This window comes from Marinithermus hydrothermalis DSM 14884, assembly GCF_000195335.1.
In the GTDB taxonomy this organism is placed as follows: domain Bacteria; phylum Deinococcota; class Deinococci; order Deinococcales; family Marinithermaceae; genus Marinithermus; species Marinithermus hydrothermalis.
Genome location: NC_015387.1, coordinates 1,130,786 through 1,154,828 on the forward strand (window position 1 = coordinate 1,130,786; position 24,043 = coordinate 1,154,828).

Here is a 24,043-nt window from a genome sequence, read left to right on the forward strand (position 1 = left end):
GCGTGGGGTGCCATAATGCCGGTGATGGAAACGCACGCCCTGGAGGCGCGGTTTAAGGAGGCGCTGGCGCGGTTGTGTCCCGAGGGTCGGCTCCTCGCGGCGGTGAGCGGCGGGGGGGACTCGGTCGCGTTGCTGTACCTGCTTAAAGCCGCGGGACGGGACACGATCGTTGCGCACCTGGACCACGCCCTAAGGCCGGACTCCGCCGCGGACGCGGCGTTTGTGGAGAAACTCGCCCAGCGGCTGGGCTTCCCCCTCGAAACCGAGCACGTGGACGTGCGCGCCCTCGCCCACCGCAAGCGGATCAACCTCGAGGCCGCCGCGCGCGAGGTGCGGTACGCCTTCCTCGCCCGGGTCGCCCGGCGCTGGAAGGCCCGATGCATCCTCACGGCGCACACCCTCGACGACAACGCCGAGACCGTCCTCCTGCAGATCCTGAGGGGCGCGGGGCGCGGCCTCGGGATTCGCCCCCTGCAGCGCCGGGTGGCGCGCCCCTTGCTCGAGTTTTCCCGCGCCGAGCTCCGGGCCTACCTCGAGGCGCGCGGGGCGCGCTGGCTCGAGGACCCCACGAACCGCTCCCTCGAGCTGGACCGGAACTACCTCCGGCACGCGGTCTTGCCGCGCATCACCGCGCGGTTCCCCCACGCGCTGGAGGCGCTGGCGCGTTTTAGCCAGGCCCAGCAGGCGGACGATTGGGCCCTCGAGGCCCTGAGCGCGCGCCACCTCATTCCCGACCGGCGCTGGCCGGTGCCGGCGTACCGGGCGCTGCCCCTCGAGCGCGCCCCCGAGGCCCTGCGCCGCCGCGCGATCCGCGGGGTGCTCGAGGCGCTCGGGGTGCGGCCGGAGGCGCGGCTGGTGGCGGACGTGGAGGCGGCGCTAGGGGGCCGGGCCCAGACCCTGCCGGGTGGGGTGGTGGTGCGCCGGCAGCGGGGCACGCTCTTTTTCATTCCGCCGACCGTGCGTTTCCCGAAGGTCCAACCTCCGGCGGGGCTTGAGGCCCGCCCACCCCGGCCCGGGGATTACCTGGTCTTCCCGTATGGGAGGAAGCGCCTCGTGGACTTCCTGAACGAGCGCGGGGTGCCGCGCGAGCTCAAGCGGCGCTGGCCGGTGGGTGCGGTGGGGGCGGAGGTCCGTTGGGTGTACGGGCTTTGGCCTGAGCCGGACGAGGACCGGTACATGCGGCGTGCGCTGGTCTTGGCCCGCGCGGCCGCCCGGCAGGGCGAGGTGCCGATCGGGGCGGTGCTGGTGAGGGACGGGGCGGTTCTCGCCGAGGCGGCGAACGCCGTGGAGGCTTCCCGGGACGCTACCGCGCACGCCGAGCTACTGGCCCTCCGGACGGCCCTTCGGCGCGTGGGGGAGAAGGTCCTGCCCGGCGCGACGTTGTACGTGACCCTCGAGCCCTGCCCCATGTGTTACGGGGCGATTTTGGAGGCCCGGGTGGCGCGGGTGGTGTACGGCGTGGAGAACCTCAAGGCGGGAGCGTTTACGGTGCACGGCCTCGAGCCCCGCGTGGCGCTGGAGGCTGGACGAGTGGAGGGGGAGTGTGCTAAAGTCCTAAAGGATTTCTTCGCTCGGCTTCGTCCTGGTCGGGACGGGGCGTGAGCGGAGCCCTTGGAGGGGTGCCGGAGCGGTCGAACGGGACGGTCTCGAAAACCGTTGTACCCATCTCGGGTACCGTGGGTTCGAATCCCACCCCCTCCGCCAACAGCCCGCCGCGCGGCGGGCCCATCTTTTTCTGGGGGGTTAGGGTAGCTCCAGGATTTGTTTCGGACGGAAGCGCAGGTAGTCCGCGGCCACCAGGTATAACGGGATGCCCTCCCAGGTGTGGATCAAGCGGCGCGCGTCCGCGCCGTGCAGGTGCCCGTACACCACCGCGTCCGGCCGGTACTGTTCGATCAGTTCCGTGAACCCCGTCGGCTCGCCCGTAGGGCCCGTGGGGGGGTAGTGGAGCGCGATGATCAGGCGGTCAAACGCCTGTCCTTCCAGGTGCTTCAAGCTGAGCCGCAACCGCTCCACCTCACGCCGGTAGATCTTCTGGTCCTGCTCGGTGAACTCCCGATCGCCTGGCGTGACCCAGCCGCGCGTGCCGGCCACGGCAACCCCATCGATCACGATCGCGTCGTTCTGCAGGGCGTGCATGCCCGCGGGAAGCGCGCGCCGCAGCTTGGAGATCGAGGGCCACCAGTAGTCATGGTTTCCCCGGAGGAGCACCTTGGTCCCCGGCAGGGCCGCGAGGTCCTCCAGATCAGGGAGGGCCTCCTCGAGCCGCATCGCCCAGGAGATATCCCCCGGAACGATCACGAGATCCTCCGGCCCGACGACCTCGCGCCACCCACTGAAGAAAGCTTCGGGGTGCCCTGCCCAGTTCTCCCCGAAGATATCCATCGGTTTGGGGTTGACGCGCGAGAGGTGGGGGTCGGCGATGGCGAACACGCGCACGACCCCTAGTTTAGCAGCCGGGAGTATCCTATAGGCACGATGAACGAACGCGAGGCGCTCGACTACGCCCTGCGTCTCCTCTCGCGCCGCATGCTGGCGGAGCGCGAGCTAGAGCGACGCTTGTTGAAGCGCGCTTCCCCCGAGGTGGTGGCGCGGGTGTTGGCGCGCGTGCGCGCCTGGGGGTACGTGGACGATCGGGCCTACGCCGAGGCGTTCGTGCGAGCGCGGGCGGGCCGGTGGGGCGAACGCAAGCTGTACCAGGCGCTCCGGGCGCGAGGTGTGGCCCCCGAGGCGATCGAGGCGGCCCTCGAGGCCAGCCGGGGGGATCCGGTGGCGGAGGCCACGCACCTCCTGCGCCGGCACGCCTGGCGGCACCAGGGCGACAAAGCGCGGGCGGTGCGGTACCTCGTGCGGAAAGGCTATCCCCTGGGGGTGGCCCTCGAGGCCTTCGAGCGCTTGCAACTCGAGCCAGAAGAGGGGTAAAACAAGCGAGGTATGCCCACGGTTCGAGCAGAGATCCACATCCCGAAGCCCCCGGCCGAGGTGTACGCCGCCGCGAAGGACCTGGAGGGCCTCAAACCGTACCTCAAGGACGTGGAGACCCTGAAGGTCCTCGAGGACGACGGGCGGACCTCCCGCTCGGAGTGGGTGGCGTCCGCCATGGGGAAGAAGGTCCGGTGGGTTGAGGTGGAGGAGTGGGACGACGCGGGGTTGCGGAACCGCTTTTATAGCCCCGAGGGGGATTTTGATCGCTACGAGGGCACCTGGGTCTTCGAGGCGGCGGAGGGAGGCACGCGGGTCACTCTGACCATCGAGTACGAGCTGAACCTGCCGATCTTTGGGGGGTTATTGCAAAAGCTCGTGAAGAAACTCATGCAGGAAAACGCGGAAAGCTTCCTCGAGGGCCTTAAAGAACGGTGCTTGGCGTAGCGAGCGACCCTGATACACTAAGGGCATGCGGTGGTTCCGCCGATGTCGGCTTAACCCCTGATTCCCCTACACAGTTGGGCGGGTTCCGCGACGCCCTCGTGAGGGCGTCGCCCGCGCGGGAGTAAGGATTGCCTGGGAGGTTGCATGTCGCTGGTCATCTACAACACGCTCTCGCGGAGAAAGGAAGCCTTCGAGCCAGCCACGCCGGGGTACGTGGGGATTTACGTGTGCGGGCCGACGGTCTACAGTGACCCGCACCTGGGGCACGCCCGCGGTCCCATCACCTACGACGTGCTGCGCCGCTGGCTCCAGCACCTCGGGTACAAGGTCCGCTTCGTCTCGAACATCACGGACGTCGGGCACCTCACCGACGACGCGGACGAGGGCGAGGACAAGATCCAAAAACGCGCCAAGCTCGAGCGGCTCGAGCCCATGGAGGTCGCGGAGAAGTACATGTGGCGCTACTTCGACGACATGCGCGACCTTAACGTGCTCCGCCCCGACATCGCGCCGCGCGCGACCGGGCACATCCCCGAGCAGATCGAGCTGACCCAGCGGCTCATCGAGCGGGGGTACGCCTACGAGCGGAACGGCTCGGTGTACTTCCGTGCGGCCAAGTGGCCCGGGTACGGGCGTTTGTCCGGCAAGCGCTTGGACGAACTTGTGGCTGGAGCGCGCGTGGCGGTGCGTGAGGAGAAGGAGGACCCGCGCGACTGGGCCTTGTGGAAGGCGGCGGACCCCGGGCACATCATGCGCTGGAAAAGCCCCTGGGGCGAGGGGTACCCCGGGTGGCACATCGAGTGCAGCGCGATGAGCCTGAAGTACCTGGGGGAGAACTTCGACATTCACGCCGGGGGGATCGACCTGCAGTTCCCGCATCACGAGTGCGAGATCGCGCAGGCCGAGGCGGCGGGGTACAAGTTTGCGCGGTACTGGATGCACCACAACCACGTGCTCCTCAACGGGGAGAAGATGGCGAAGAGCACGGGGAACCTGGTGGTGCTCCGCGAGCTCCTCTCGCGCCACGAGCCCATGGTGATCCGGTTTTACCTCCTCCAAAGCCACTACCGGAGCGTGCTGGACTTTACCGAGGAGGGCCTCGAGGCCGCCCGGCGGGGGTACACGCGCCTCCTCGACGCCTACCGTGAGGCGCGCCGCCGATTGGAGCGCGAGCCGGAGGGCGAGCACCCCGGCCTCGAGGCTGCGCTGGACCGGCTCGAGGCGGAGTTCACGGAGGCGATGAACGACGATCTGGGCACGCCGGAGGCCATCGCGGCGTTCTTCACCTTCCTTCCGGAACTCAACAAGGCGCTCGCGGGACGGGTGGGGAAGCGGACGCTGGAGCGGGCTGTGCGGGTCTTTCACGAGTTCGGCGAGGGCGTCCTCGGCCTCTTCCCGCCGCGGGTGTTGGAAGCCCGGGTGGGTGGGCGTTTGCTGAGCGGTTTGGTCGAGCTGCTGCTCGAGCTGCGCGAGGAGGCCCGGCGCGAGCGGGATTTCGCGCGGGCCGACGCGGTGCGCGCGCGGCTGGCGGAGCTCGGCGTGATCGTGGAGGACACGCCGCAGGGTCCCAAGTGGCGGCTCGAGGTGTAGGCTGCGCGTGTGGGCCCCGGGCATCCCCGGGGCCGTTCGTTTGGGGAGCAGGCCGCCAGCCACGGGCGGGGTTCGGGGCGGAGCCCGGAGGGCCGCGCGGTCCTAGGATTCGGGGGCCTGACCCGGCTTCCGCGCATAACGATGCGGCTCGGCGAAAAACGTGATGTCGGCATAGCCGGCCCTGATCCTCGCTGAGTGCACCGCGCCTTCGGGAATGAAGTAGGTGCCTCCTCTTTTGTGTGTTTTGCTCTCTCCGGCAATGGTCAGCGCTAGCTCACCCGAGTAGGACAACCCCTCACTGGGCGCCGTGGGTGTGCTCGGGCAGTTCCACGTCTTTCTCAAATTCCCCAGTAGGACCGGGCCTCTATCCGATGAAGTCCCAAAGACCGCACCATCACGCTAAACCGCGTCTCAATCCAGTTCCGTACCCTTCCCATCCTCCCTCTCCACCCCGTCTCCACCACCGTTCCTCCCCTGACCCGATAGGGTGGCGTCTTGACCCCCTGGACCCAGCGAAAACCCCGGTCCCCGAGGACCGCGGGCAAACCGTCCAGGAGGTCCCTCCCCCAGGTCTCCCGGGCATTACCGGGGAGAATGGCCCAACGAAAGAAGAGACCCCGCTCGTTCATCACCGGCATGAGGACGTAGCCTCCAAAAGCCCCCAGAGGCCCTACCCCCATCGCGGCCTCGGGAAGAGAGAGGCCGTGGATGCGGTGGCCGTGGGCCAGGGGGATAGGCTTGAGGTCCACCACCTGCAAAAGTCCTTCTCCGCCAGCAAGGCGCGTAGCGAGGCAGGCCAACAGCCCCTGGGCCTTCTGAAGAACCCGGTAGAAGCGGGAGAGGTGGGGGAGGGAGGGGAAGTAAGCCTTCAGGGTGGTTTTGGCGGCCAGGTAGCCTTTGGCGAGGTCCTGGCCCTGGAGGAGCAAAAAGATGGCGAGGGTCAGGAGCTCGGCCAGGGTGGCCTTCTGGTGCTTTTGCTTTGGGGGGGGGTTGAAGCCCTGAGCTTGCAAGGCCTTGAGTTCGTCATCCACCCAGATGTAGGTAGCCACCAGAAGGGTTTCCGCGTCAAGATAGTAAAGGGGGTGCTCCCGGTTGGAGTCCATAGCACCCCCCTTCTTTCACATCTTGGGGGTCCAGATCAAGTAGCACACGAAGGAATTCCATGAAAAGGATTGGGTGCGTGTCCGCCTAGGGATATCCGCTTCGGGTAGTGCCCGTATGTGCTTGGGGAACACACTTTTTTCCGATGACATTCTTACTCTTCCCTTAGCACGCCCTCTTGCTTAGATTCGTTCATTTCGCACGCCGATCCAGTCATTGCTTGGAGGCTCCCTATCAGACCTGTTTTGATACCTCGATGATTGCTGCCTCTCGCTTACCGTTCCGACGCATTGAGGATGGGCGCCGCTTGACCGCAAGGCCAGGCCGCGGCTAGCTTGGGGGTGGGGCCGGTATGCAGGTAGCGATCGTGGCGGTCGGCTCGCGCGGCGACGTGGAGCCGTACGTAGCCTTGGGCGCTGGCCTCGTTGCGCGCGGGCACGAGGTCCGGATGCTCGCCCCGCAAGGGTTCGCCGAACTAATCGCACCCTTCGGCCTCGAGTACCTCCCCCTGGGGGAGAACCCCCGCGCGTTGCTCGAGGCCCTCGAGGTCCGGCGCGCCTTCGCGGCGGGTGCGAACCCGTACCGTTTTGTGCGCGAGCTGCTCGAGGTGTACCGTGCCTTTCTTCCCGGTTTTCTGCGCGCTTTGGAGCCCGGCCTCGAGGGCGCAGACCGGGTCGTGTTCTCCACCTTGGGGTTCCCAGCCTATCACTGGGCGGAGGCTCGGGGGGTACCGGCCGTGGCGGCCTTTCTCCAGCCCCAGACGCCGACGGCCGCGTTTCCCGCGCCGTTCGGCCCTTCACCGCCTTTCCTGGCTCGCTGCGGCCTGTATAACCGCTTTTCGTACGTGGCTATGGAGCAGTTCGCCTGGTTTTTGGTCGCGTCCCAGACCAACCGCTGGCGCCGGGCCTTGGGCCTAGCTCCGCTCTCTTGGCGCGGTCCCTACCCGCGGCTTCGTAGGGGAGCGGTGCCGGTACTTTACGGGTTCAGTACCGCTGTGGTGCCCCGGCCCAGGGATTGGCCGGACTGGGTTCGGGTAACGGGGTACTGGCGTTTACCGCTGGATGAGGGTTGGCGTCCGCCGGGCGAGCTGCAAGCCTTTTTAGAGGACGGCCCGCCCCCGGTCTACGTAGGGTTTGGGAGCATGCGTCCTCCGGATGTGCGGCGTTTTACGGAGATCGTGCTGGAGGCCCTTCAGCTGGCCGGCGTGCGGGCCGTGCTGGTTCGGGGGTGGGGCGGATTGGATCCCGAGAGGGTTCCAGACAGCGTGTACGTGTTGGATGCTGTCCCCCACGCCTGGTTGTTCCCGCGCGTGGCGGCGGTGGTGCACCACGGTGGGGCCGGCACCACCGCCGCCGGGCTTTATGCGGGGAGGCCCACAGTCACGGTCCCGTTCATCGCGGATCAGTTCTTCTGGGGCGAGCGGGTGGCGGCCCTGGGGGCAGGGCCCAGACCGGTCCCCGCGAAACGCTTGGCGCCGAACGCTCTGGCGCGCGCGATCCGGGCTGCAGTGGAGCGCTTTGCGTACCGCCGGAACGCGGAATTCTTGGCGCGGCGGCTCTGCCGGGAGGACGGGGTGATGGAGGCCGTGCGGGGGGTGGAAGACCTGGCGTGACTCCACCCGTTTCCGCGCCGTTGAACTCAGTAACGCTGTAACGCTTAGGCTGGCTTGACCCAGCTATCCCTAGGGTGTACCATCGGGGGTAAGCGGGCGTAGCCCGTCACAACCTACCTCCTCATCCAGAGCGGTGGAGGGAACTGGCCCTGTGAAGCCGCGGCAACCGGTGGGGTGCACTTTCCCACGTCCGGTGCCAATGCCAGCCCCCGAGAGGGGAACGATGAGGAGGGGTGTGTAACCGGAGTATTTCACCCCCTCCTCGTCCGAGGAGGGGGTTGAAATTTAAGGAGGTAACACATGGGTATTCGCAGTGCGACCGTAGGGTATCCCCGGATCGGCAAGAACCGCGAGGTCAAGCGCGCCCTCGAGGCCTACTGGGCGGGCAAGACGGACGCCAAAACGCTCATCTCCACCGTAGAAGCGGTTCAGGAGGACGGTTGGCGCGCCCAGCAGGCGCGCGGCGTGGACGCCGTGGCCGTGGAGGGGACCAGCCTCTACGACCACGTCCTCGACTGGGTGGTTTGGCTGGGCCTCGTGCCCGAACGCTTCCGCCACCTCGAGGGCCTCGAGGCGTACTTCGCCATGGCCCGTGGCCTGCCGGGTATTCCCGCACTTGAACTCACCAAGTGGTTCGACACGAACTACCACTACCTGGTTCCGGAGATCGCGCGCGGACAACACCCCGAGCCCGGCTTCGAGGGGTTCTTCCGCACGGTGGAGCGTGCGCAGGGCGTGCTTGGAGCGCGCGCGGTGCCGGTGGTGCTGGGGCCCGTGACGCTCCTGCGGCTCGCGCGGCTCGAGGAGCCCCTGGGGGAGGTGCTGGAACGCCTCCTGCCCGCTTACCGCGCGCTGTTGGAGGGGTTGCGTGGCCGGGGGGTGGGGGAGGTGCAGTTCCACGAGCCGGCCCTGGTGCTGGGGGACGCGGACACCCTTAAGGCACACGTGGAGCGGGCCTACGCTGAGCTCGCCCGGGCGGGCGTGGCGATCGACCTGGTGACCTACTTCGACGATCTCGGCAAGGCGTACCCGTGGGTGGTGGCCCTGCCCGTGGCCGCGGTGAGCCTCGACTTCACCCGCGGCAACAACCTCGAGCTGATCGAGGCGCACGGTTGGCCGCGGGAGAAACGGCTTGGGGCCGGGGTGGTGGACGCGCGCAACGTGTGGCGCATCCGGCCGAGTGAGGTTCTCCTGCTCCTCGAGCGGCTTCACGGGATCGCCCCTGAACTCTCGGTGCAGCCTTCGGCCTCCCTCCAGTTCGTGCCGTACGACGCTTCCCGCGAGACGGGGTTGCCGGAGGCGTTGCGGGGCGTGTTGAGCTTCGCCGAGCAGAAACTGGAGGAGGTGGTGGCGCTGGCCCAGCACCTCGGCGGCCAGGGGGGGGAGGCGGAACTCGCGCGGATCGAGGCGGCGTGGGCGGCGTTCCGCGCTTTTAGCCCAGAGAATCCCTCGGTGCGCAAGCGCCTTCAGGAACTCACGCCGCAGGACTTCCGCCGGGCGTTGCCGTACGCCGAGCGCCGCCCGAAGCAGATCCAGACCTCCTTGTTTCCCACCACCACGATCGGGTCCTTCCCCCAGATCCCGGAGGTGCGGCGCGTGCGGGCCCGCTACCGCAAGGGCGAGATCTCCGAGGCGGAGTACCGCGCGGCGATCGACGCGTGGATCGCCTACGCCATTGGCGTCCAAGAAGGCGTTGGGCTGGACGTGCTGGTCCACGGGGAGTTCGAACGCACCGACATGGTGGAGTACTTCGGGCAAAAGCTCGAGGGCTTTGCCTTCACCGTGCACGGCTGGGTGCAGTCGTACGGCAGCCGGTACGTGCGTCCCCCCATCATCTACGGGGACGTGGCGCGCCCCGAACCCCTCACGGTCCGTGAGTTCAAGGTCGCCCAGTCCTATACGGACAAGCCCGTCAAGGGCATGCTGACCGGCCCGGTCACCATCCTGAACTGGTCCTACCCGCGCACCGACATCCCCCGCAAGGAGGTGGCCTTCCAGATCGCGCTTGCGTTGCGGGACGAGGTGGCCGACCTCGAGGCCGCTGGCGCGCGGGTGATTCAGGTGGACGAGCCTGCCTTGCGCGAGGGGCTGCCCCTCAAGCAAGAGCGGTGGGACGCCTACCTCTCGTGGGCGGTGGACGCGTTTCGGCTCACGACCGCGGTGGCCAAGCCGGAGACCCAGGTGCACACCCACATGTGTTACTCCGAGTTCGGCGACATCCTCGCCGCGATCGACCGGCTGGACGCGGACGTGATCTCGATCGAGAACGCCCGCAGCGGGGATGAGACCCTGAGGGAACTCGCGGAGTACGGGTACCCCCGAGAGGTGGGGCCCGGGGTGTACGACGTGCACAGCCCGGTGGTTCCGGAGGCTGAAGCGATCCTGGCCAAGCTCCGCACCTTCCTGCGGCACCTGCGCCCGGAGCAGATCTGGGTGAACCCCGACTGCGGCCTTAAGACGCGGCGCTGGGAGGAGGTCATTCCGACCTTGAGGAACCTCGTAGCGGCGGCCCGCGCCTTGCGCGAAGAGGTCCGGGCCGCGAAGGGCTAGGGGACCTGCCGTGGTTGGTGAAGGGGGAAAACCATGAAGATTCGTGACCTGTTCCGGGAAGGCCGGCCGCTCTTCTCCTTTGAGTTCTTCCCGCCGAAAACACCCGTGGGGGAGGCGGCGCTCTTCAAGACGATTGAGCGGCTCAAGCCGCTCAAGCCGGCCTTCGTCTCCATCACGTACGGGGCAGGCGGCAGCACCCGCGCGAAAACGATCGAGTGGGCCCGCCGCATCAAGTTCGAGCTGGGCCTCGAGACCGCGGTGCACCTCACGTGCGTGGGGGCCTCGAGGCGGGAGATCAAGGTGCTGCTCGACCAGGTAGAGGCCGCGGGGATCGAGAACGTCCTCGCCCTAAGGGGGGACCCGCCCCGTGGGGAGACGGAGTTTAAGCCTGCGCCGGACGGGTTCCGGTACGCGAGTGAGCTAGTGCGGTTCATTCGCGCGGAAGGGTATCCGTTTAGTTTGGGGGGGGCGGGGTACCCCGAGGGGCACGTGGAGTGCCGGGACCGCGAGCAGGACCTGCTGCACCTCAAGCACAAGGTGGATAGCGGCCTGGACTTCGTGATCACGCAGCTCTTCTTCGACAACCACCACTACTTCGACTTTCTAGAGCGCGCCGAGCGGGTTGGGATTCGCGTACCGATCGTTCCGGGCATCATGCCCATCACGAACATCCAGCAGGTGCAGCGGTTCACGAAGATGTGCGGAGCCTCGATCCCGCGGTCGTTGTTGGCGGAGCTCGAGCGCTTCGGGGACGACGATCAGGCCGTGCTCGCGATCGGTGTGGAGCACGCGACGCGGCAGTGCCAGGAGCTGCTCGACGCGGGGGTGCCCGGGATTCACTTCTACACCTTGAATAAATCCCCGGCGACGCGGCTTGTGGTGCGGAATCTGCGGGTTCCGGTGCGGAAGACCGCTTAAGGAAGCGCGCGGCCCGGGGGATTCCCGGGCCGCGCTGCGAGCGTTACTTGCGCCGACGGCGGGTCCGCCGGGACTTCGTGGGTTTGGCCTCCCTATGGTTTTCGCCCGTCCACTCGCCGAAGTACAGCTTGTGCACGGTCACCTTGACCGGGCGCTCGTTGCGCTTGGTTTCTTCCGGCGGCCCAACCACCCGTCGGGTGCGCTTCGGGGTAGCTTTGGTGCTGGTGCGTTTGTTGCGCGGGCGCCGTGGCGCTTTGGCGCTCTGGGTTGAGGGTGCACTGCTTTTCTGGCTCATCTCGTCCTCCACGAGTGCGAAATCGATCTGTCGTAGCGCCGGGTTGACCTCGTCGATCGCGACCTTGATCCGGTCGCCCATCCCGATGCGTTTGTTCGTGTGCCGGCCGATTAAGGCCAGGGCTTCCTCCACGTACTCGTAGTAATCGTCCGTCAGGTTAGAGAGGTGCAACAGCCCCTCCACGCCGTTATCGAGCGCGACGAACACCCCGAAGTTGGTGACCCCGCTGACGGTACCCTCGAAGACCTCGCCCTTGTGGGCCTCGGCCCACTTGCACTGGTAGTACTTGCTTAGGTCCCGCTCGGCGGCCTCCGCGTTCCGCTCGCGCTCCGAGGCGTGCTCGGCGATGCGGGGGAATTGCTCCTGCCACGCCGCGATCTTCTTCTGGGAGAGGCGGCGGCGCATCACGTGGCGCAGCACCCGGTGCACCACCAGGTCCGGGTAGCGCCGGATGGGGCTCGTGAAGTGCAGGTAATCCTCGAAGGCTAGACCGAAGTGCCCCAGGTTCTCCGGGGCGTACCGGGCGAGGCTCAGCGAGCGCAGGAGCAGCATGGAGACCGCCGGGGCCTCGGGGCGTCCCGCGGCCTGGTGCAGCACCTGCTGGAGCGCCTTGGGGTCGGGCTCCTTCCCGGGCAGCTTGTACCCCATCCGCGCCAGGGCCTCTACCAGGGCCCGGTAACGGTCCTCCGCGGGGTCCTCGTGCACTCGGTAAAGGGCGGGGATGCCCTTGTCGGCGAGGTGCTTCGCGACGATCCGGTTCGCGAGCAGCATCAATTCCTCGATCAGGCTCCGGGCCTCCCGCTCAGCGATGGGGATCAGGTGCAGCGTCCCGTCCGGATCCACGTCCACCTTGACCTCGGTGAAGCTGAAATCCAAGGCGCCCTGCTCGAGCCGCCGGGCCTTGAGGGTCTGGGTGAGCGCGAACAGGTCCCGGAGGTCCGCCTCGAGGAAGCGGGCCGCTTCGGGCAAGGGGTCCCCCTCGAAAAAGGCCTGCACCTGGTCGTAGGTCAGGCGGGCCTTCGAGCGGATCACGCCCTCCTTGAAGCTGTACCGCTTCACCTCCCCGCTAGGGGTGAGGTCCACCAGCACCGAGAGGACCAGCCGGTCCTCGCCGGGCACGAGGGAGCACACCCCGTTCGAGAGCTTCTCGGGCAGCATCGGCAGCACCCGCCCCGGCAGGTAGACGCTCGTGCCGCGCTCGAACGCCTCTTGGTCTAGGGCGCTGCCCTCCGGCACGTAGTGGGACACGTCCGCGATGTGGATGCCGACGCGGTAGTTGCCGTTCTTGTAGCGTTCGATGTGGATGGCGTCGTCGAAATCCTTCGCGTCCGCCCCGTCAATCGTGAAGACGTTCAGGTGGCGGAAGTCTGCGCGACGGTGGAGCTCCGCCTCGGGAATCCGGGCCTCGATACGCTCCGCCTCCGCGAGGACCTCCGGGGGAAAATCCTCGCGCAGGTCGTACTTCACGATGACCGCCCGCGTCTCCGTCTCTGGGGTCTCGCCCTGGCCTAGGTACTCTAAGAACTCCCCAAAAGGCTCGCGCTCCCCGGTTTCCTCCGGGTAGCGGACGCGCACCACGATGCGCGCGCCGGGTTCGAGGCCCTCGAGCCCGTCCGGGACGAGGAGGAGGCGTTCCCGAACGCGCGGATCGTCAGGCCTTAGGATCGCGTACCCGCGGGAGAACTCGAGGGTGCCTACCAGCTTGTCGCGGGCGCGTTCGAGGATGCGGATCACCTCGCCCCACGGCCGGCCGTCCCGCCCCGGCGGCTTAGGGCGCGCGACGACCTTGTCGTTGTGCCAGGCGCCGCCCAGGTAGGCGGGTGGGATGAACAGGTCCGCTCCCTCCCCCTCCGGAACGACGAAGCCGAACCCGTTGGGGTGGACGCTGATCCGGCCCACCACGAGGCGCATCTCCTCTGGGAGGCCGTAGGTCTTGCGCCGGGTCTGGACGAGCTTACCTTCTTGCACCAGGGCGTCCAGCGCGCGCTTCGCTTCCTGGCGGGAGACGCGCAACTGCCGCACGATTTCCGCTAGGTGGTAGGGCTTCTTGGGGTTGCGTTTGATGAATTCGTAGATCGCTTGCTTAGTCATGAAGGTTTACAACACACCCTCCAGGGTGGTTTGGGTGGCCTCGAGGGAGGCCTCGAGGGCCTCGAGGGCCTCGTCCACGTGGGAACGCTCGATGATGAGGGGCGGCTCGAGGCGCACGACCTTGGGGTTGTTGAGCCCGAAGGCGGTCAGCACGCCGCGGGTGGCGAGTTCGCTGATCACGAGGGCCCCGATGTCCGCGTCGGTGAACTCGAGGCCGATCATGAGACCTTTGCCGCGTACTTCTTGGATGAACTCCGGGTAGCGTTCGGCGAGGCGTTTGAGTCCAGAGAGGAGATACCCGCCCATCTCTAGGGCGCGCTGGGGGAGGCCTTCCTCGAGCGTGACCTCGATCGCGGCGAGGGCCGCGGCGCACGCGAGGGGGTTCCCGCCGAAGGTGGAGGAATGCACGAGGGGGTTGTGTTGGAAGGCCGCGAAGAGCTCGGGGCGGCCCACGACCGCACCGATGGGCATCACGCCGCCACCCAGGGCCTTGGCGGTGGTGAGCAGGTCCGGTTCGATCCCCTCCCATTCGCTGGCCCAGAGCTTCCCGGTGCGGCCCATGCCGGTCTGGACCTCGTCCACGATGAGGAGTACGCCGCGTTCCCGGGTGATCTCGCGCACCGCTCGGAGGTACCCTTCGGGGGGCAGGTTGATGCCGCCCTCGCCCTGGATGGGCTCCAGGATCACCGCGGCGGTCTGGTCGGTGATCGCGGCCTCGAGGGCCTCCGCGTCCCCGAACGGCACGGTTTTCACGCCGGGCACGAGGGGACGCACCGGGTCCTGGTACTCGGGTTTGGGCGTGAGGGAGAGGGCGCCGAAGGTCTTGCCGTGGAAGCCGCCGGTGGTGGTGATGATCTCGGGCTTGCCCGTGTGGAGGCGGGCCAGCTTGAACGCCGCCTCGACGGCTTCGGCGCCGGAGTTCCCGAAGAAGACCATGGAGAGGGGGCCGGGGGTGATCTCGGCGAGCTTGGCGGCGAGCCGGGCCTGGGGTTCGCTGACCATGACCCGGACCGACATCGGCATCCGGTCCAGTTGCCGCCGGACGGCCTCGAGGACCCGCGGGTGCCGGTGCCCCAGGTTCATCGTGCCGTACAGGCCCAGGAAATCCAGGTACCGCTTGCCGTTCTTGTCCCAGACGTACACGCCTTCGGCGCGGTCCTCCTCGACGTCCAGGCCGGTGAAGCGCAGCAGGCCGGCTAGCCCGGGGTTAACGTGTCGCTCAAACAAAGTAAAGGCGTTGCTCATCTCGTCCTCCAGAAAGATCGCGGCCAAGCCCCCAATCCATACCCTATTATGCCATGCTTCGTACGAGAGCGCTTCGGCGCGTGCGGGGCGGATGCGGGTTTGTGGCGCGTCGGGGACCGGAATGCAGAAAACCGGCTATACTATATAGGTATTCCAGAAGTAATCGTATAGCCCAATCCTAACCTTTGGAGCATTACTGGAAAGGGGAAAATGATGCGTGAATTACGGAGGTATGTTTGGGTCCTCGGGGGGTTGGCCGTGTGGATGGGGGGGTGCCAGCTTCCGGTGAACGTGGAGGAACCCCCCGAACCGCAACGCACCATCACCGGCACGGTACGAATCGCGACCGGCACCGGCACCCACGCGATCCGTGAGGCGGGGGCCAGGGAGCTGGGCGCCCTAGCGGACCGCCCCCTTCTGGTTCCCGGAGAGGTCATCGTGCGCTTCGCTCCCACGGTGCGCCTCCAAGGAGCGGCCCGCCTCGAGGTGAACGGCACCCCCCTCGAGCCGGTGCGGCCGCTTGCCTTGGAGGGGGCCTTCCTCTACCGCGCCGGGGGGGTGGACGCGGAGGCGACGCGGGCCGCGGCGCGAGCCCTCGCGGCCCGGCCGGGGGTGCTTTGGGCCCAGCCGAACTACCGCATCTACCCGCTGCTTGAGCTGAGCGATCCCTTCTTTGACCTCCAGTGGCACTACAGCGCGATCAACCTTCCCCAGGCGTGGGAGGTGACGCAGGGCTCGAGCGCCGTGGTCGTCGCGGTGATCGATACCGGCGTGCTGCGGGCGCATCCGGATTTTGCGGGGCGGTTGCTGGCTGGGTACGACTTCATCTCGGACCCGCAGGTGGCGGCGGACGGGGACGGGCGCGACCCGGATCCGGAGGACCCCGGGGATAACCCGGGCGGGCAGTCGAGCTACCACGGGAGCCACGTGGCGGGCACGATCGGGGCCGCGACGAACAACGGGTTGGGGGTGGCCGGCGTGGATTGGAAGGCGCGGATCCTGCCCCTCAGGGTGCTGGGCGTGGGTGGGGGCAGCACGGCGGACATCATCGACGCGATCCTCTGGGCGGTGGGGGTGAGCCTGCCCCCGGTGCCGGACAACCCCAATCCCGCTCAGGTACTGAACCTGAGCCTGGGCGGGGCCGTGCCTTGCAGCGAGACCCCCGCGTTCCAAGCGGCCTTCGACGAGGCCATAAGCCGCGGAGCGATCGTGGTGGTGGCCGCTGGGAACGAGGACCGGGACGCGAGCAACTTCAGCCCGGCCAGCTGCGGCGGGGTGATCACCGTCGGGGCTACGGACCTGCCAGGGAACCGGGCGTTCTACTCGAACTTCGGGCTGCGCGTGGACGTGATGGCGCCGGGCGGGGACACGGGGGTGGACCTGAACAGCGACGGTTTTGTGGACGGGGTGCTCAGCCTGAACCGGGACGACGCGGACGGCACCTTCGATTACCGCTTCTTGCAAGGCACCTCGATGGCCGCCCCCCACGTGGCCGGGGTGGTCGCCTTGATGAAGGCGCTGGAACCGAGCCTCACACCCGTCCAAGCGCTGGACCTCCTGAAACAGACCGCGCGTCCCTTAAGCGCCTCGGCTTGCAACCGGCCCTCCGCTGCGGAGTGCGGCGCCGGACTGATCGACGCGCAAGCGGCGCTGAGCGCCCTGCAAGCTGCGCCAACGCCCGACTACACGCTCTCCCTCGCGCCGGGGGTGCTCGAGCTGAACCCGGGGGAGGCCGGGCAGGTGGCGGTGACCCTCACGCGAAGCGGTGGGTTTTCCGAGCCGGTCACGCTGAGCCTGGGGGGGGCACCCGCCGGGGTGACGGGCGGGTTTAGCCCCAACCCCGCCGCGGGCACGACGAGCACCCTCACCCTGAGCGTGGATGCCGCCGCGCCCCTCGGTAGTTTCGGCTTGCTCGTGCGGGGCGCTGCGGCCGGCACGAGCAAGGTCGCCGCCCTCACCCTCACGATCTCCGGTACCGGCGGCGGCCCGGACGTGCTGGGTACCGTGGTCTTCGCCTGCTTCTACGTGCCGGACCCGAGCGTGGTTTGCGACCCCAGCCGGACGCGCTTCGTGGTAATCGCTTCGGGAGGCTCCGTCGCGCCCTACGCGTTCGCGGGCCTCGAGGCGGGCGGGTACGTGCTGTTGGCCTGGCAGGACGCGAACGGCAGCGGGGACGTGGACAGCGGCGATTACGCTGGGGTGTTCCTGAGGCCGGGGGAGTTGCTGAGCTTGATCGAGCCGCCCGCGGCGGGGATCGACATCCCCATGGAGCTCCTGCAGGACACTGCTCCTTCCGTGCGGGCCCTCTTGCAAAAAGCCATCGGAGCACGGCGCACGCCCTAGTGTTTATAATCGCGTGCAAAGGAAGGAGGCGCCCATGCACGTGGCTGAGCGGCTGAGCACGGTGATCGCTCACGCAAAGACCCATCCCTTGTACGCGGACCGGCTTCGAGGCATCGATCCTGCACGATTCACACCGAAGGACCTGGCACAAATCCCGCCCGTAACCCGAGAGGAGTGGGTGCGGTTCCTGGAGGCACACCCCCAGCCGCCCGCGGGCACGGCCCTCGTGCACCTCACGCCCAGCCCGCGGCTCGGCTGGATGCCCGAGTACCTCTCTCAGGAGGACCTCGCTTACCAGCGCGCAGCGATGGCCGCGCACTTCCGCCGGTTGGGCCTCGAGGGCCGGCGGGTCATCGTGGCGTTTAGCTACCACGTCTTCGCCGGGGGATGGTTGTTCCACGAGGCGCTCCTCGAGGCCGGCGCGGTGGTGCTGCCGCACGGCCCGGGCGAGGCCGATCGCGTCGCGGAGATCGCGAAAAAGTACGCCTTCGACGTGCTGATCGCCAACCCTTCCTTCGCCCTGAAGGTCGGGCAGGCGGGCGGGCGGTTTAAGCTCTTGCTCGCCGCGGGAGAGCCCTTCACCTCGGTGCCGGGCTACCGCGAGCGCGTGGAGCAAGCGATCGGTGGGATGGCCCTCGACGCGTACGGCACCTCGGAGCTGGGGATCGTGGCCGGCGAGACGCCAGCGAAGGACGGACTGTACGCGGTGGAGGAGATGGCCATCCTCGAGGTGCTCGACCCCCAGACCCTCGAGCCCGTACCGGACGGGGAGCGGGGAGAGCTCGTCGTCACGGCCCTTTCGCGCACGCTCATGCCGATGATCCGCTTCCGCACCGGGGACCTCGCGGTGGCCGAGCGCCGGGAGGGCCGCGTGCGGTTGCCGCGCGGGGTGTTCGGCCGCACCGACGTGATGGTCAAGGTCAAGGGGGTGAAGCTCTACCCGAGCGAGCTCGGCCCGATCCTCGCGGGGTTTGGCCTGGACCCCAAGGGCTTCCAGGTCGTTGTGGAACCCAAGCCGGGGGGGACGGACGCGCTGGTGATCCGTTTGGCGGCCGAGACGGTTCCCGAGGGGCTCGCGGACGCGATCCGCAGCGCTACGGGCTTGCGGGTGGACCGCTTCGAGACGGCCCAGGCGATCGAGGGCGGGCTCGTGCTCGACCGGCGGTTCGGCCACCTGGAGGAGGACGCGCGTGGGTAAGGACCTCGAGTACGCCACCCTCGCGGTGCAAACCGGCCTGCCCGAGAACCCCTACGACGCGCTGGGCCTGCCGATCTACCCGGTGGCCGCCTACCAGTTCGGTAGCCTCGAGGAGGGCGCGGACCGCTTCGCGAACGCCACCGGGTACACTTACAGCCGGCTGCAAAACCCGACGGTCGCCGCGCTGGAGGAACGCCTCGCCGCGCTCGAGGGCGCCTTGGGGGCGGTGGCCCTTTCTGCGGGGAACGCCGCGACCTTTGCCGCGCTGCTCGCGCTCGTCAAGACGGGGGACGCGATCGTGGCCTCGCCCGGCCTGTTTGGCGGCACGGTGGGGCTGTTGAACAACGTTTTTAGCCTGATGGGGGTGGAGGTGCGGTACGCCGCACCGGAAGCGGACGCGGTGCGGGCGGTGCTGGACGAGCGGGTGCGCGTGATCTTTACGGAGTCCCTCGCGAACCCGGCCCTCACGCTGCCGGACCTCGAGGGGCTGGCCGCGCTCGCGGAGGAGCGTGGGGTGGCCCTCGTCGTGGACAACACCTTCGGCTCCCTCGGGTACCTGCTCCGGCCCCTCGAGCACGGGGCGCACGTCGTGGTGCACAGCCTGACCAAGTGGGCCTCGGGACACGGCTCCGTCCTAGGCGGCGCGGTGCTCTCGCGCGAGACCGAGCTTTGGCAGCGTTACCCGCAGTTCGTGAACCCCACGCCGCAAGGTTTCGTGCCGCTCGAACGTTTCGGGGCGCGCTGCTACCTGGAGCGCGTGCGGAACCTGGGGTTGCAGCTGGGGGGGATGGTCCTCTCGCCCTTTAACGCCTACCTGATCCACCAGGGGCTGGAGACGCTCGCCCTCCGGGCGGAGCGGGCCTCGAGGACAGCGCACCGGCTCGCGGAGTGGCTGCGGGAACACCCCAAGGTCGCGTGGGTGCGGTACCCGGGCCTTGAGGATCACCCGGACCACGCCCGAGCCCGGAAGTACCTGAAGCATTTCGGGACGATCCTGACCTTTGGCGTCAAGGGGGGAATGGAGGCCGCGAGCCGCCTGTTGCGGGCGATTCGGTTGTTGCGGCAGGCCCCGAACGTGGGGGATGCGCGCACCCTGATCCTGCACCCCTGGACGACCACGCACGGCCGCCTGCCCGAGGCCGCGCGCCGCGCGGCGGGGGTGGCCCCGGAGATGCTGCGGATCTCGGTGGGCCTCGAGGACCCGGCGGACCTCGAGGCCGCGCTTGGGGAGGCCCTCGAGGCGGTCTAGCGCCGGGAGGGGCGCAGCCGGTCCGCGGAGTCGATGAGGATCGTGACGGGCCCGTCGTTTACGAGGTGCACCTGCATGTGCGCGCCGAACACCCCGGTCTCCACGTGCAGGCCTTCCTGGACCAGGAGGTCCACGAACCGCTCGTATAAGCGCTTGCCCGTGTCGCTGGGCGCGGCTTGGGTGAAGGACGGGCGGTTCCCTTTGCGGGTATCGGCGTACAGTGTGAACTGACTCACGGCAAGCACGGCGCCCCCCACGTCCTTGAGGCTTAGGTTCATTTTTCCGGCCTCGTCCGGGAAGACCCTGAGCCCCGCGATCTTTCGCGCCAGGTACGCGGCGTCCTCAGGGGTGTCCGAGTGGTGCGCCCCCACGAGGACGAGGAACCCCTTCTCGATCTCCCCGACGACCTCGCCCTCCACCACCACGCGGGCTTCGCTGACGCGTTGAACCAGTGCGCGCATGGGGTGATTCTACCGTTTAGAGGCTGTACGCGTAGTACCCGTAGGTGCCGGGGCCCGCGTGCGAGGCGATGACCGCGCCGATCTCGCTGGTGTACACCTCCTCCACCGGAAGACCGGAGGACAGGATGGCATCCCTCAGGTTTTCGACGGCGCGGGCGTCGGCGGTGTACATGAAGTACACCCGGATCTTTTCGCGGCCCTGGGCCCACTCGCGGAAGGAACGCACCATCTCCGCGAGGGCCTTCTTCTCCCCCCGGGCCCGCCCCGCGGCGTCCACGCGCCCGTCGCGAACCTCGAGGATCGGTTTGATGTTGAGGAGCGTGCCCAAAAGGGCCTGCGCGCCCCCGATGCGCCCGTTCCGGCGCAGGAACTCGAGGGTCGCTACGGTGAAGCGCACGCGGTGGTCGGCGCGGATCCGCTCGAGCTCGGCGAGGATCTCGGGGAGCTCACGTCCCGCTTGCAACATCTCGTGCGCGCGGCTTACGAGCATGCCGATCCCGGCGGAGGCGGCTTGCGAGTCGAACACGGTGACTTTCCCGGGAAACTCGGATGCGGCGAGCTGGGCCGACTGGACCGTGCCGGAGAGCTTGGAGGAGATGTGGATGGAAAGCACGTGGTCGGCCTGCTCCAGGGCTTTTTGGTAGACCTCCTTGAAGTCTTGGGGGGACGGCTGGCTGGTCGTGGGGGGTTCCGCACCGGCCTGGACTGCCTCGAAGATCTCCGCGGGGGTGATCTCGACCCAGTCCTTGTACACGCTGCCCTTGAAGTGCACGTATAGAGGTACGACGAACACCCCCATTTGTTGGACGTGTTCCCGCGGGATGTCGCTGGTTGAGTCGGTGACCAAAGCGATACGCATCTACCCCTCCTTTAAGCGCACTTACCTTAGCATACCGGCAGGTATTTTCCTCGTGTTGAATCCAGTAAAAATTCCAGGCCGGGCGGGGAGCGCTTGCGGGGGTGGGGGAGTGGTGTTAGTTTTTATGCATAATGATGTGGCGGATCCTGGTGACGGATGAGATGCAGCTAGGGGAGGCGAGCTGGCCCGGCGTTCTCCTCGACTACCGGCCGGGCATGCCCCGCGAGGAGGTGCTGGAGGCGATCGGAGCCTACGACGCCCTGATCACCCGCAGCCGCACCCGGGTGGACCGGGAGCTGCTCGAGCGCGGCACCAGACTCAAGGTGATCGGACGGGGCGGGGTTGGCGTGGACAACATCGACCTCGAGGAGGCCTCACGCCGCGGCGTGATGGTCGTGAACGTCCCCGAGGCCAACACCCGCAGCGCCGCCGAGCTTGCGTTCGCCCTGATGCTTGCGGCGGCTCGGGGGGTGGCGCTTTCCGATCGGAAACTGCGCGAGGGCGTGTGGGACCGGAAGTTCCTCGGCCTCGAGCTGCGCGGCAAGACGCTGGGGATCGTGGGGCTGGGGCGGATCGGCTCGCAGGTCGCGCGTTTCGCGAAGCACTTTGACATGCGCGTGCTGGCCTACGACCCCTATATTCCCCGCGCGCGGGCGGAGAGCCTCGGGGTGGAGCTGGTGGACGAGCTCGAGGCCCTGCTCCACCGCGCACAGTTCTTAACCGTGCACACCCCCCTCACCGAGGAGACCCGGGGCATGATCGGGCGGCGGGAGCTGTACCTCCTGCCCAAGAACGCGGTGGTAGTCAACGCTGCGCGCGGCGGGATCATCCAGGAGGAGGCCCTCTTAGAGGTGCTGGAGGAAGGCCACCTCTTCGCGGTGGGGCTGGACGTGTTCGCCCAGGAGCCGCCCCCTGTGGATCACCCCCTGCTGCACCACCCGCGCGTGGTGCATACCGCCCACCTGGGCGCGAATACTTTCGAAGCCCAGGAGCGCGTGGGAGAGGCGGTGCTGGAGCGCGTGGTGAAAGCTTTGAAGGGGGACTTCACCTACGCGATCAACACCGGGTTCGACCCCGAGGCTTTCCAGGCCCTGAAGGGATTTATTCCGCTTGGGGAAGCGCTCGGCAAGCTTCTCGTGCAGATCACCCGGGGGCGCGCGCAGGCGGTGGAGGTCGCTTTTTACGGACGCTTCGAGGCGAGCCCCGAGCCCGTCGCGACCGCGGTGGCCAAGGGGATGCTGGAGCGCGTGCTTTCGGAAGGGGTGAACCTCGTCTCCGCCGGCCCCCTCCTGCGCGAGCGCGGCATCCACCTCTCCACCTACCACGACCCGGAGCCCCGCGGGTACACGCAACTCGTCGAGGTGCGCCTTTCGACCGACCAGGAGACCCGCCGCGCGCGCGGTACGGTCCTTGGGAGCCAGCCGCGGCTCGTGGGCATCGACGACTACCCCCTCGAGGTCGTTCCCGAAGGGCACCTGCTGGTCTGCGTGAACCACGACCGGCCCGGCGTGGTGGGCCGGGTAGGCACCCTGCTCGGCGAGGCCGGCGTGAACATTGCCGGTATGCAGCTCGGGCGGGACGCCCCCGGTGGCCGGGCGCTGTTCGTCCTCACCGTGGATGAGCGCCCAAGTCCGGAGGTGCTCGAGGCCCTGGCCCGGCTCGAGGTCCTCGAGCGGGTGGACGTGGTGGAGTTGTGATGGAAGTGCGTCCGCGGCTCCTTACGCCCGGTCCGGTCGAGCTGCATCCCAAAGCCCGCGCGGCCCTCGTGGCCCCCCAGGTGCACCACCGCACGGCCGTGGCCCGGGAGCGGTTCACGCGCGCGCGGGCGCTGCTCGCCGAAGCGTTCCGCACCCAGGGCGAGGTGCTGATCCTCACGGGCAGCGGCACGGCCGCGATGGAAGCCCTCGCCACGAACCTGTTCGCGCCCGGGGAGCGGGTGTACGTCCCGGTCCTGGGAAAGTTCAGCGAGCGCTGGGCGGAGATCGCGAAAAGCGCGGGGCTTGAGGTGGTGCGGCGGGGCCTCGAGTGGGGGCGTGTCCTGGTCCCTGAATCGCTCGAGGCCGATCTCAGGGCCTACGGCCCGGTGAGCGGGGTGCTGCTTACCCACTCGGAGACCTCGACCGGAGCCCTGAACGACGTGCGGGTGCTCGCGGAGGTGGTACGCCGGGTGCAGCCCCAGGCCCTCGTGGTGATCGACGCGGTGACGAGCCTGTTGGTGAGCCCGCTCGAGTTGGACGCTTGGGGGATCGACGCCGCAGCGAGCGGCAGCCAAAAGGGCCTGATGTGCCCGCCGGGGCTGGCCTTCGCGGCCTTAGGCCCCCGGGCCTTGGCTCGCCTGAGGCCCCGCGGGTACTACCTGAACCTCGAGCGCGAGCTGAAGGCGCAGCGCACGGGGGAAAGCGCGTACACGCCCGCCATCAACCTGGTTTTGGCGGCCGAGGCGGTCTTGGAGGAGGTGGTGCCCCGCCTCGAGGCACACTTGGCCTTGAAGGCCGAGCAGCACGAGCGGTTGTACGCCTTGGGCGCAGAGCTGGGCCTAAAACCGGTTCCGGAGCGGCGCAGCGCGGCGACGGCGGCGTTTTGGCTGCCGGAAGGGGTGCGCTACCCGGAGGTGCGGGAGGCGTTCGCGCGTCGCGGCGCGGTGATCGCGGGCGGACAGGGGCCGTTGAAGGGACGGATCTTCCGAGTGTCGCTCATGGGGTATTTCGACCGTTACGATACGGAGGCCGTGCTGGCACTCGTGCGTGCGGCTCTCGTGGAGGTACTAAGGGCGTGAGCTACTGCGCGCTTTCCAGGTCGGGGCGGAGCCGCGCGGCCTCGCGCAGGTAGACGTGCCGCACCTGGTCCTGCGCGGTCTGGGTGTTCCACAGGGCCAGGATGCGGATCACGCGCGGCAAAGCGCCTGGGACGGGCACCTCTTGCGCGGAAAGCAGCGGGACCCGGTGCATGCCCAGCTGCCGGGCGGCCTCGGCGGGGAAGGCGGAGGACAGGTCGGGCGTCACGGTGAAGATGATGGCGGCCAGCTCGTCATAGCTTTGGATGCCGTTCGCCTCGAGGATGGCCTTGAGGAGTTCGCGGGTTGCCGCATGGATGGCCTCCGGCGTGTCGTGCTCTACGGTGATCGCCCCTCGGATGCCCCGTACCATATGTGAGGCATTCTAG

18 protein-coding genes, 1 tRNA gene, 1 pseudogene and 1 riboswitch are annotated in these 24,043 nt (G+C 68.2%); of the genes and pseudogenes, 13 read left to right on the forward strand and 7 right to left on the reverse strand.

The genetic code is table 11. The annotated features are described in order from the left end of the window. Positions 1 to 15 precede the first annotated feature (15 nt). Both tilS and MARKY_RS05760 read left to right on the forward strand, forming a co-directional pair. Positions 16 to 1,602, forward strand: coding sequence for a tRNA lysidine(34) synthetase TilS (gene tilS / locus MARKY_RS05755; protein ID WP_013703939.1), 1,587 nt, complete (start codon positions 16 to 18; stop codon positions 1,600 to 1,602). Positions 1,603 to 1,613: 11 nt separating this feature from the next. Next, positions 1,614 to 1,704 (forward strand) — tRNA-Ser (locus tag MARKY_RS05760). Positions 1,705 to 1,743: 39 nt separating this feature from the next. Here the strand turns inward: MARKY_RS05760 and MARKY_RS05765 are convergent. After that, positions 1,744 to 2,439 carry a metallophosphoesterase gene (locus tag MARKY_RS05765; protein ID WP_013703940.1) on the reverse strand — a complete coding sequence of 232 codons (696 nt, stop codon included), beginning with the start codon at positions 2,437 to 2,439 and terminating at the stop codon, positions 1,744 to 1,746. Positions 2,440 to 2,478: 39 nt separating this feature from the next. On the opposite strand from MARKY_RS05765, the gene MARKY_RS05770 reads away from it, so the two are divergent. The 3 genes from MARKY_RS05770 to cysS all read left to right on the forward strand — a co-directional run bounded on the left by MARKY_RS05770 (position 2,479) and on the right by cysS (position 4,959). Further along, positions 2,479 to 2,922: a regulatory protein RecX gene (locus tag MARKY_RS05770; RefSeq protein ID WP_013703941.1), complete on the forward strand. Its 444-nt coding sequence runs from the start codon at positions 2,479 to 2,481 to the stop codon at positions 2,920 to 2,922. A 12-nt stretch (positions 2,923 to 2,934) separates the two neighbouring features. Next, positions 2,935 to 3,369 carry a type II toxin-antitoxin system RatA family toxin gene (locus MARKY_RS05775; RefSeq protein WP_013703942.1) on the forward strand — a complete coding sequence of 145 codons (435 nt, stop codon included), beginning with the start codon at positions 2,935 to 2,937 and terminating at the stop codon, positions 3,367 to 3,369. Positions 3,370 to 3,513: 144 nt separating this feature from the next. Beyond that, complete coding sequence (cysS, locus tag MARKY_RS05780; protein WP_013703943.1) at positions 3,514 to 4,959, forward strand: cysteine--tRNA ligase; 1,446 nt, start codon at positions 3,514 to 3,516, stop codon at positions 4,957 to 4,959. 341 nt (positions 4,960 to 5,300) lie between these two features. Here the strand turns inward: cysS and MARKY_RS05785 are convergent. Then, a pseudogene (locus MARKY_RS05785) lies at positions 5,301 to 6,062 on the reverse strand (transposase family protein); the annotation flags it as partial. A gap of 350 nt (positions 6,063 to 6,412) precedes the next feature. Here MARKY_RS05785 and MARKY_RS05790 point away from each other — a divergent pair. The 3 genes from MARKY_RS05790 to metF all read left to right on the forward strand — a co-directional run bounded on the left by MARKY_RS05790 (position 6,413) and on the right by metF (position 11,140). Beyond that, complete coding sequence (locus MARKY_RS05790; protein ID WP_013703945.1) at positions 6,413 to 7,672, forward strand: glycosyltransferase; 1,260 nt, start codon at positions 6,413 to 6,415, stop codon at positions 7,670 to 7,672. A 118-nt stretch (positions 7,673 to 7,790) separates the two neighbouring features. Further along, positions 7,791 to 7,902: riboswitch (SAM riboswitch) on the forward strand. Between the two features lie 70 nt (positions 7,903 to 7,972). Further along, positions 7,973 to 10,222, forward strand: a complete 2,250-nt coding sequence (metE, locus tag MARKY_RS05795; RefSeq protein ID WP_013703946.1) for a 5-methyltetrahydropteroyltriglutamate--homocysteine S-methyltransferase — start codon at positions 7,973 to 7,975, stop codon at positions 10,220 to 10,222. A gap of 33 nt (positions 10,223 to 10,255) precedes the next feature. Further along, positions 10,256 to 11,140, forward strand: coding sequence for a methylenetetrahydrofolate reductase [NAD(P)H] (gene metF, locus MARKY_RS05800; protein WP_013703947.1), 885 nt, complete (start codon positions 10,256 to 10,258; stop codon positions 11,138 to 11,140). A 43-nt stretch (positions 11,141 to 11,183) separates the two neighbouring features. Here the strand turns inward: metF and rnr are convergent, their stop codons facing one another. Further along, the gene (rnr, locus tag MARKY_RS05805; RefSeq protein WP_013703948.1) at positions 11,184 to 13,526 is read right to left on the reverse strand and encodes a ribonuclease R; all 2,343 of its coding nucleotides are present in this window, start codon (positions 13,524 to 13,526) and stop codon (positions 11,184 to 11,186) included. Between the two features lie 6 nt (positions 13,527 to 13,532). Continuing rightward, on the reverse strand, positions 13,533 to 14,771 hold the full coding sequence (locus MARKY_RS05810) for an aspartate aminotransferase family protein (protein WP_013703949.1): 1,239 nt from the start codon (positions 14,769 to 14,771) through the stop codon (positions 13,533 to 13,535). A 210-nt stretch (positions 14,772 to 14,981) separates the two neighbouring features. On the opposite strand from MARKY_RS05810, the gene MARKY_RS05815 reads away from it, so the two are divergent. The 3 genes from MARKY_RS05815 to MARKY_RS05825 are packed head-to-tail and all read left to right on the forward strand — an operon-like array spanning position 14,982 to position 19,561. After that, positions 14,982 to 17,114: a S8 family serine peptidase gene (locus MARKY_RS05815; protein WP_013703950.1), complete on the forward strand. Its 2,133-nt coding sequence runs from the start codon at positions 14,982 to 14,984 to the stop codon at positions 17,112 to 17,114. A gap of 34 nt (positions 17,115 to 17,148) precedes the next feature. Next, positions 17,149 to 18,312 carry a phenylacetate--CoA ligase family protein gene (locus MARKY_RS05820; RefSeq protein WP_013703951.1) on the forward strand — a complete coding sequence of 388 codons (1,164 nt, stop codon included), beginning with the start codon at positions 17,149 to 17,151 and terminating at the stop codon, positions 18,310 to 18,312. Beyond that, positions 18,305 to 19,561: an O-acetylhomoserine aminocarboxypropyltransferase/cysteine synthase family protein gene (locus tag MARKY_RS05825; protein ID WP_013703952.1), complete on the forward strand. Its 1,257-nt coding sequence runs from the start codon at positions 18,305 to 18,307 to the stop codon at positions 19,559 to 19,561. Before MARKY_RS05820 ends, MARKY_RS05825 begins: the two co-directional genes overlap by 8 nt. Here MARKY_RS05825 and dtd read toward each other — a convergent pair. Then, positions 19,558 to 20,022, reverse strand: a complete 465-nt coding sequence (gene dtd / locus MARKY_RS05830) for a D-aminoacyl-tRNA deacylase (protein ID WP_013703953.1) — start codon at positions 20,020 to 20,022, stop codon at positions 19,558 to 19,560. The two genes, MARKY_RS05825 and dtd, sit on opposite strands and share 4 nt — an antisense overlap. Before the next feature lie 16 nt (positions 20,023 to 20,038). Further along, the gene (locus MARKY_RS05835; RefSeq protein WP_013703954.1) at positions 20,039 to 20,881 is read right to left on the reverse strand and encodes a DegV family protein; all 843 of its coding nucleotides are present in this window, start codon (positions 20,879 to 20,881) and stop codon (positions 20,039 to 20,041) included. Positions 20,882 to 21,015: 134 nt separating this feature from the next. On the opposite strand from MARKY_RS05835, the gene serA reads away from it, so the two are divergent. Together serA and MARKY_RS05845 are read left to right on the forward strand one after the other, a co-directional pair. Next, a complete protein-coding gene (serA, locus tag MARKY_RS05840; protein WP_041657861.1) occupies positions 21,016 to 22,578 on the forward strand; it encodes a phosphoglycerate dehydrogenase in 1,563 nt (520 codons plus the stop codon). Next, the gene (locus MARKY_RS05845; protein ID WP_013703956.1) at positions 22,578 to 23,657 is read left to right on the forward strand and encodes a pyridoxal-phosphate-dependent aminotransferase family protein; all 1,080 of its coding nucleotides are present in this window, start codon (positions 22,578 to 22,580) and stop codon (positions 23,655 to 23,657) included. The genes serA and MARKY_RS05845 overlap by 1 nt, the downstream gene beginning before the upstream one ends. Before the next feature lies 1 nt (position 23,658). On the opposite strand, the gene aroH is transcribed toward MARKY_RS05845, so the two are convergent. Next, positions 23,659 to 24,027 carry a chorismate mutase gene (gene aroH, locus MARKY_RS05850; protein ID WP_013703957.1) on the reverse strand — a complete coding sequence of 123 codons (369 nt, stop codon included), beginning with the start codon at positions 24,025 to 24,027 and terminating at the stop codon, positions 23,659 to 23,661. Positions 24,028 to 24,043: the final 16 nt, after the last annotated feature.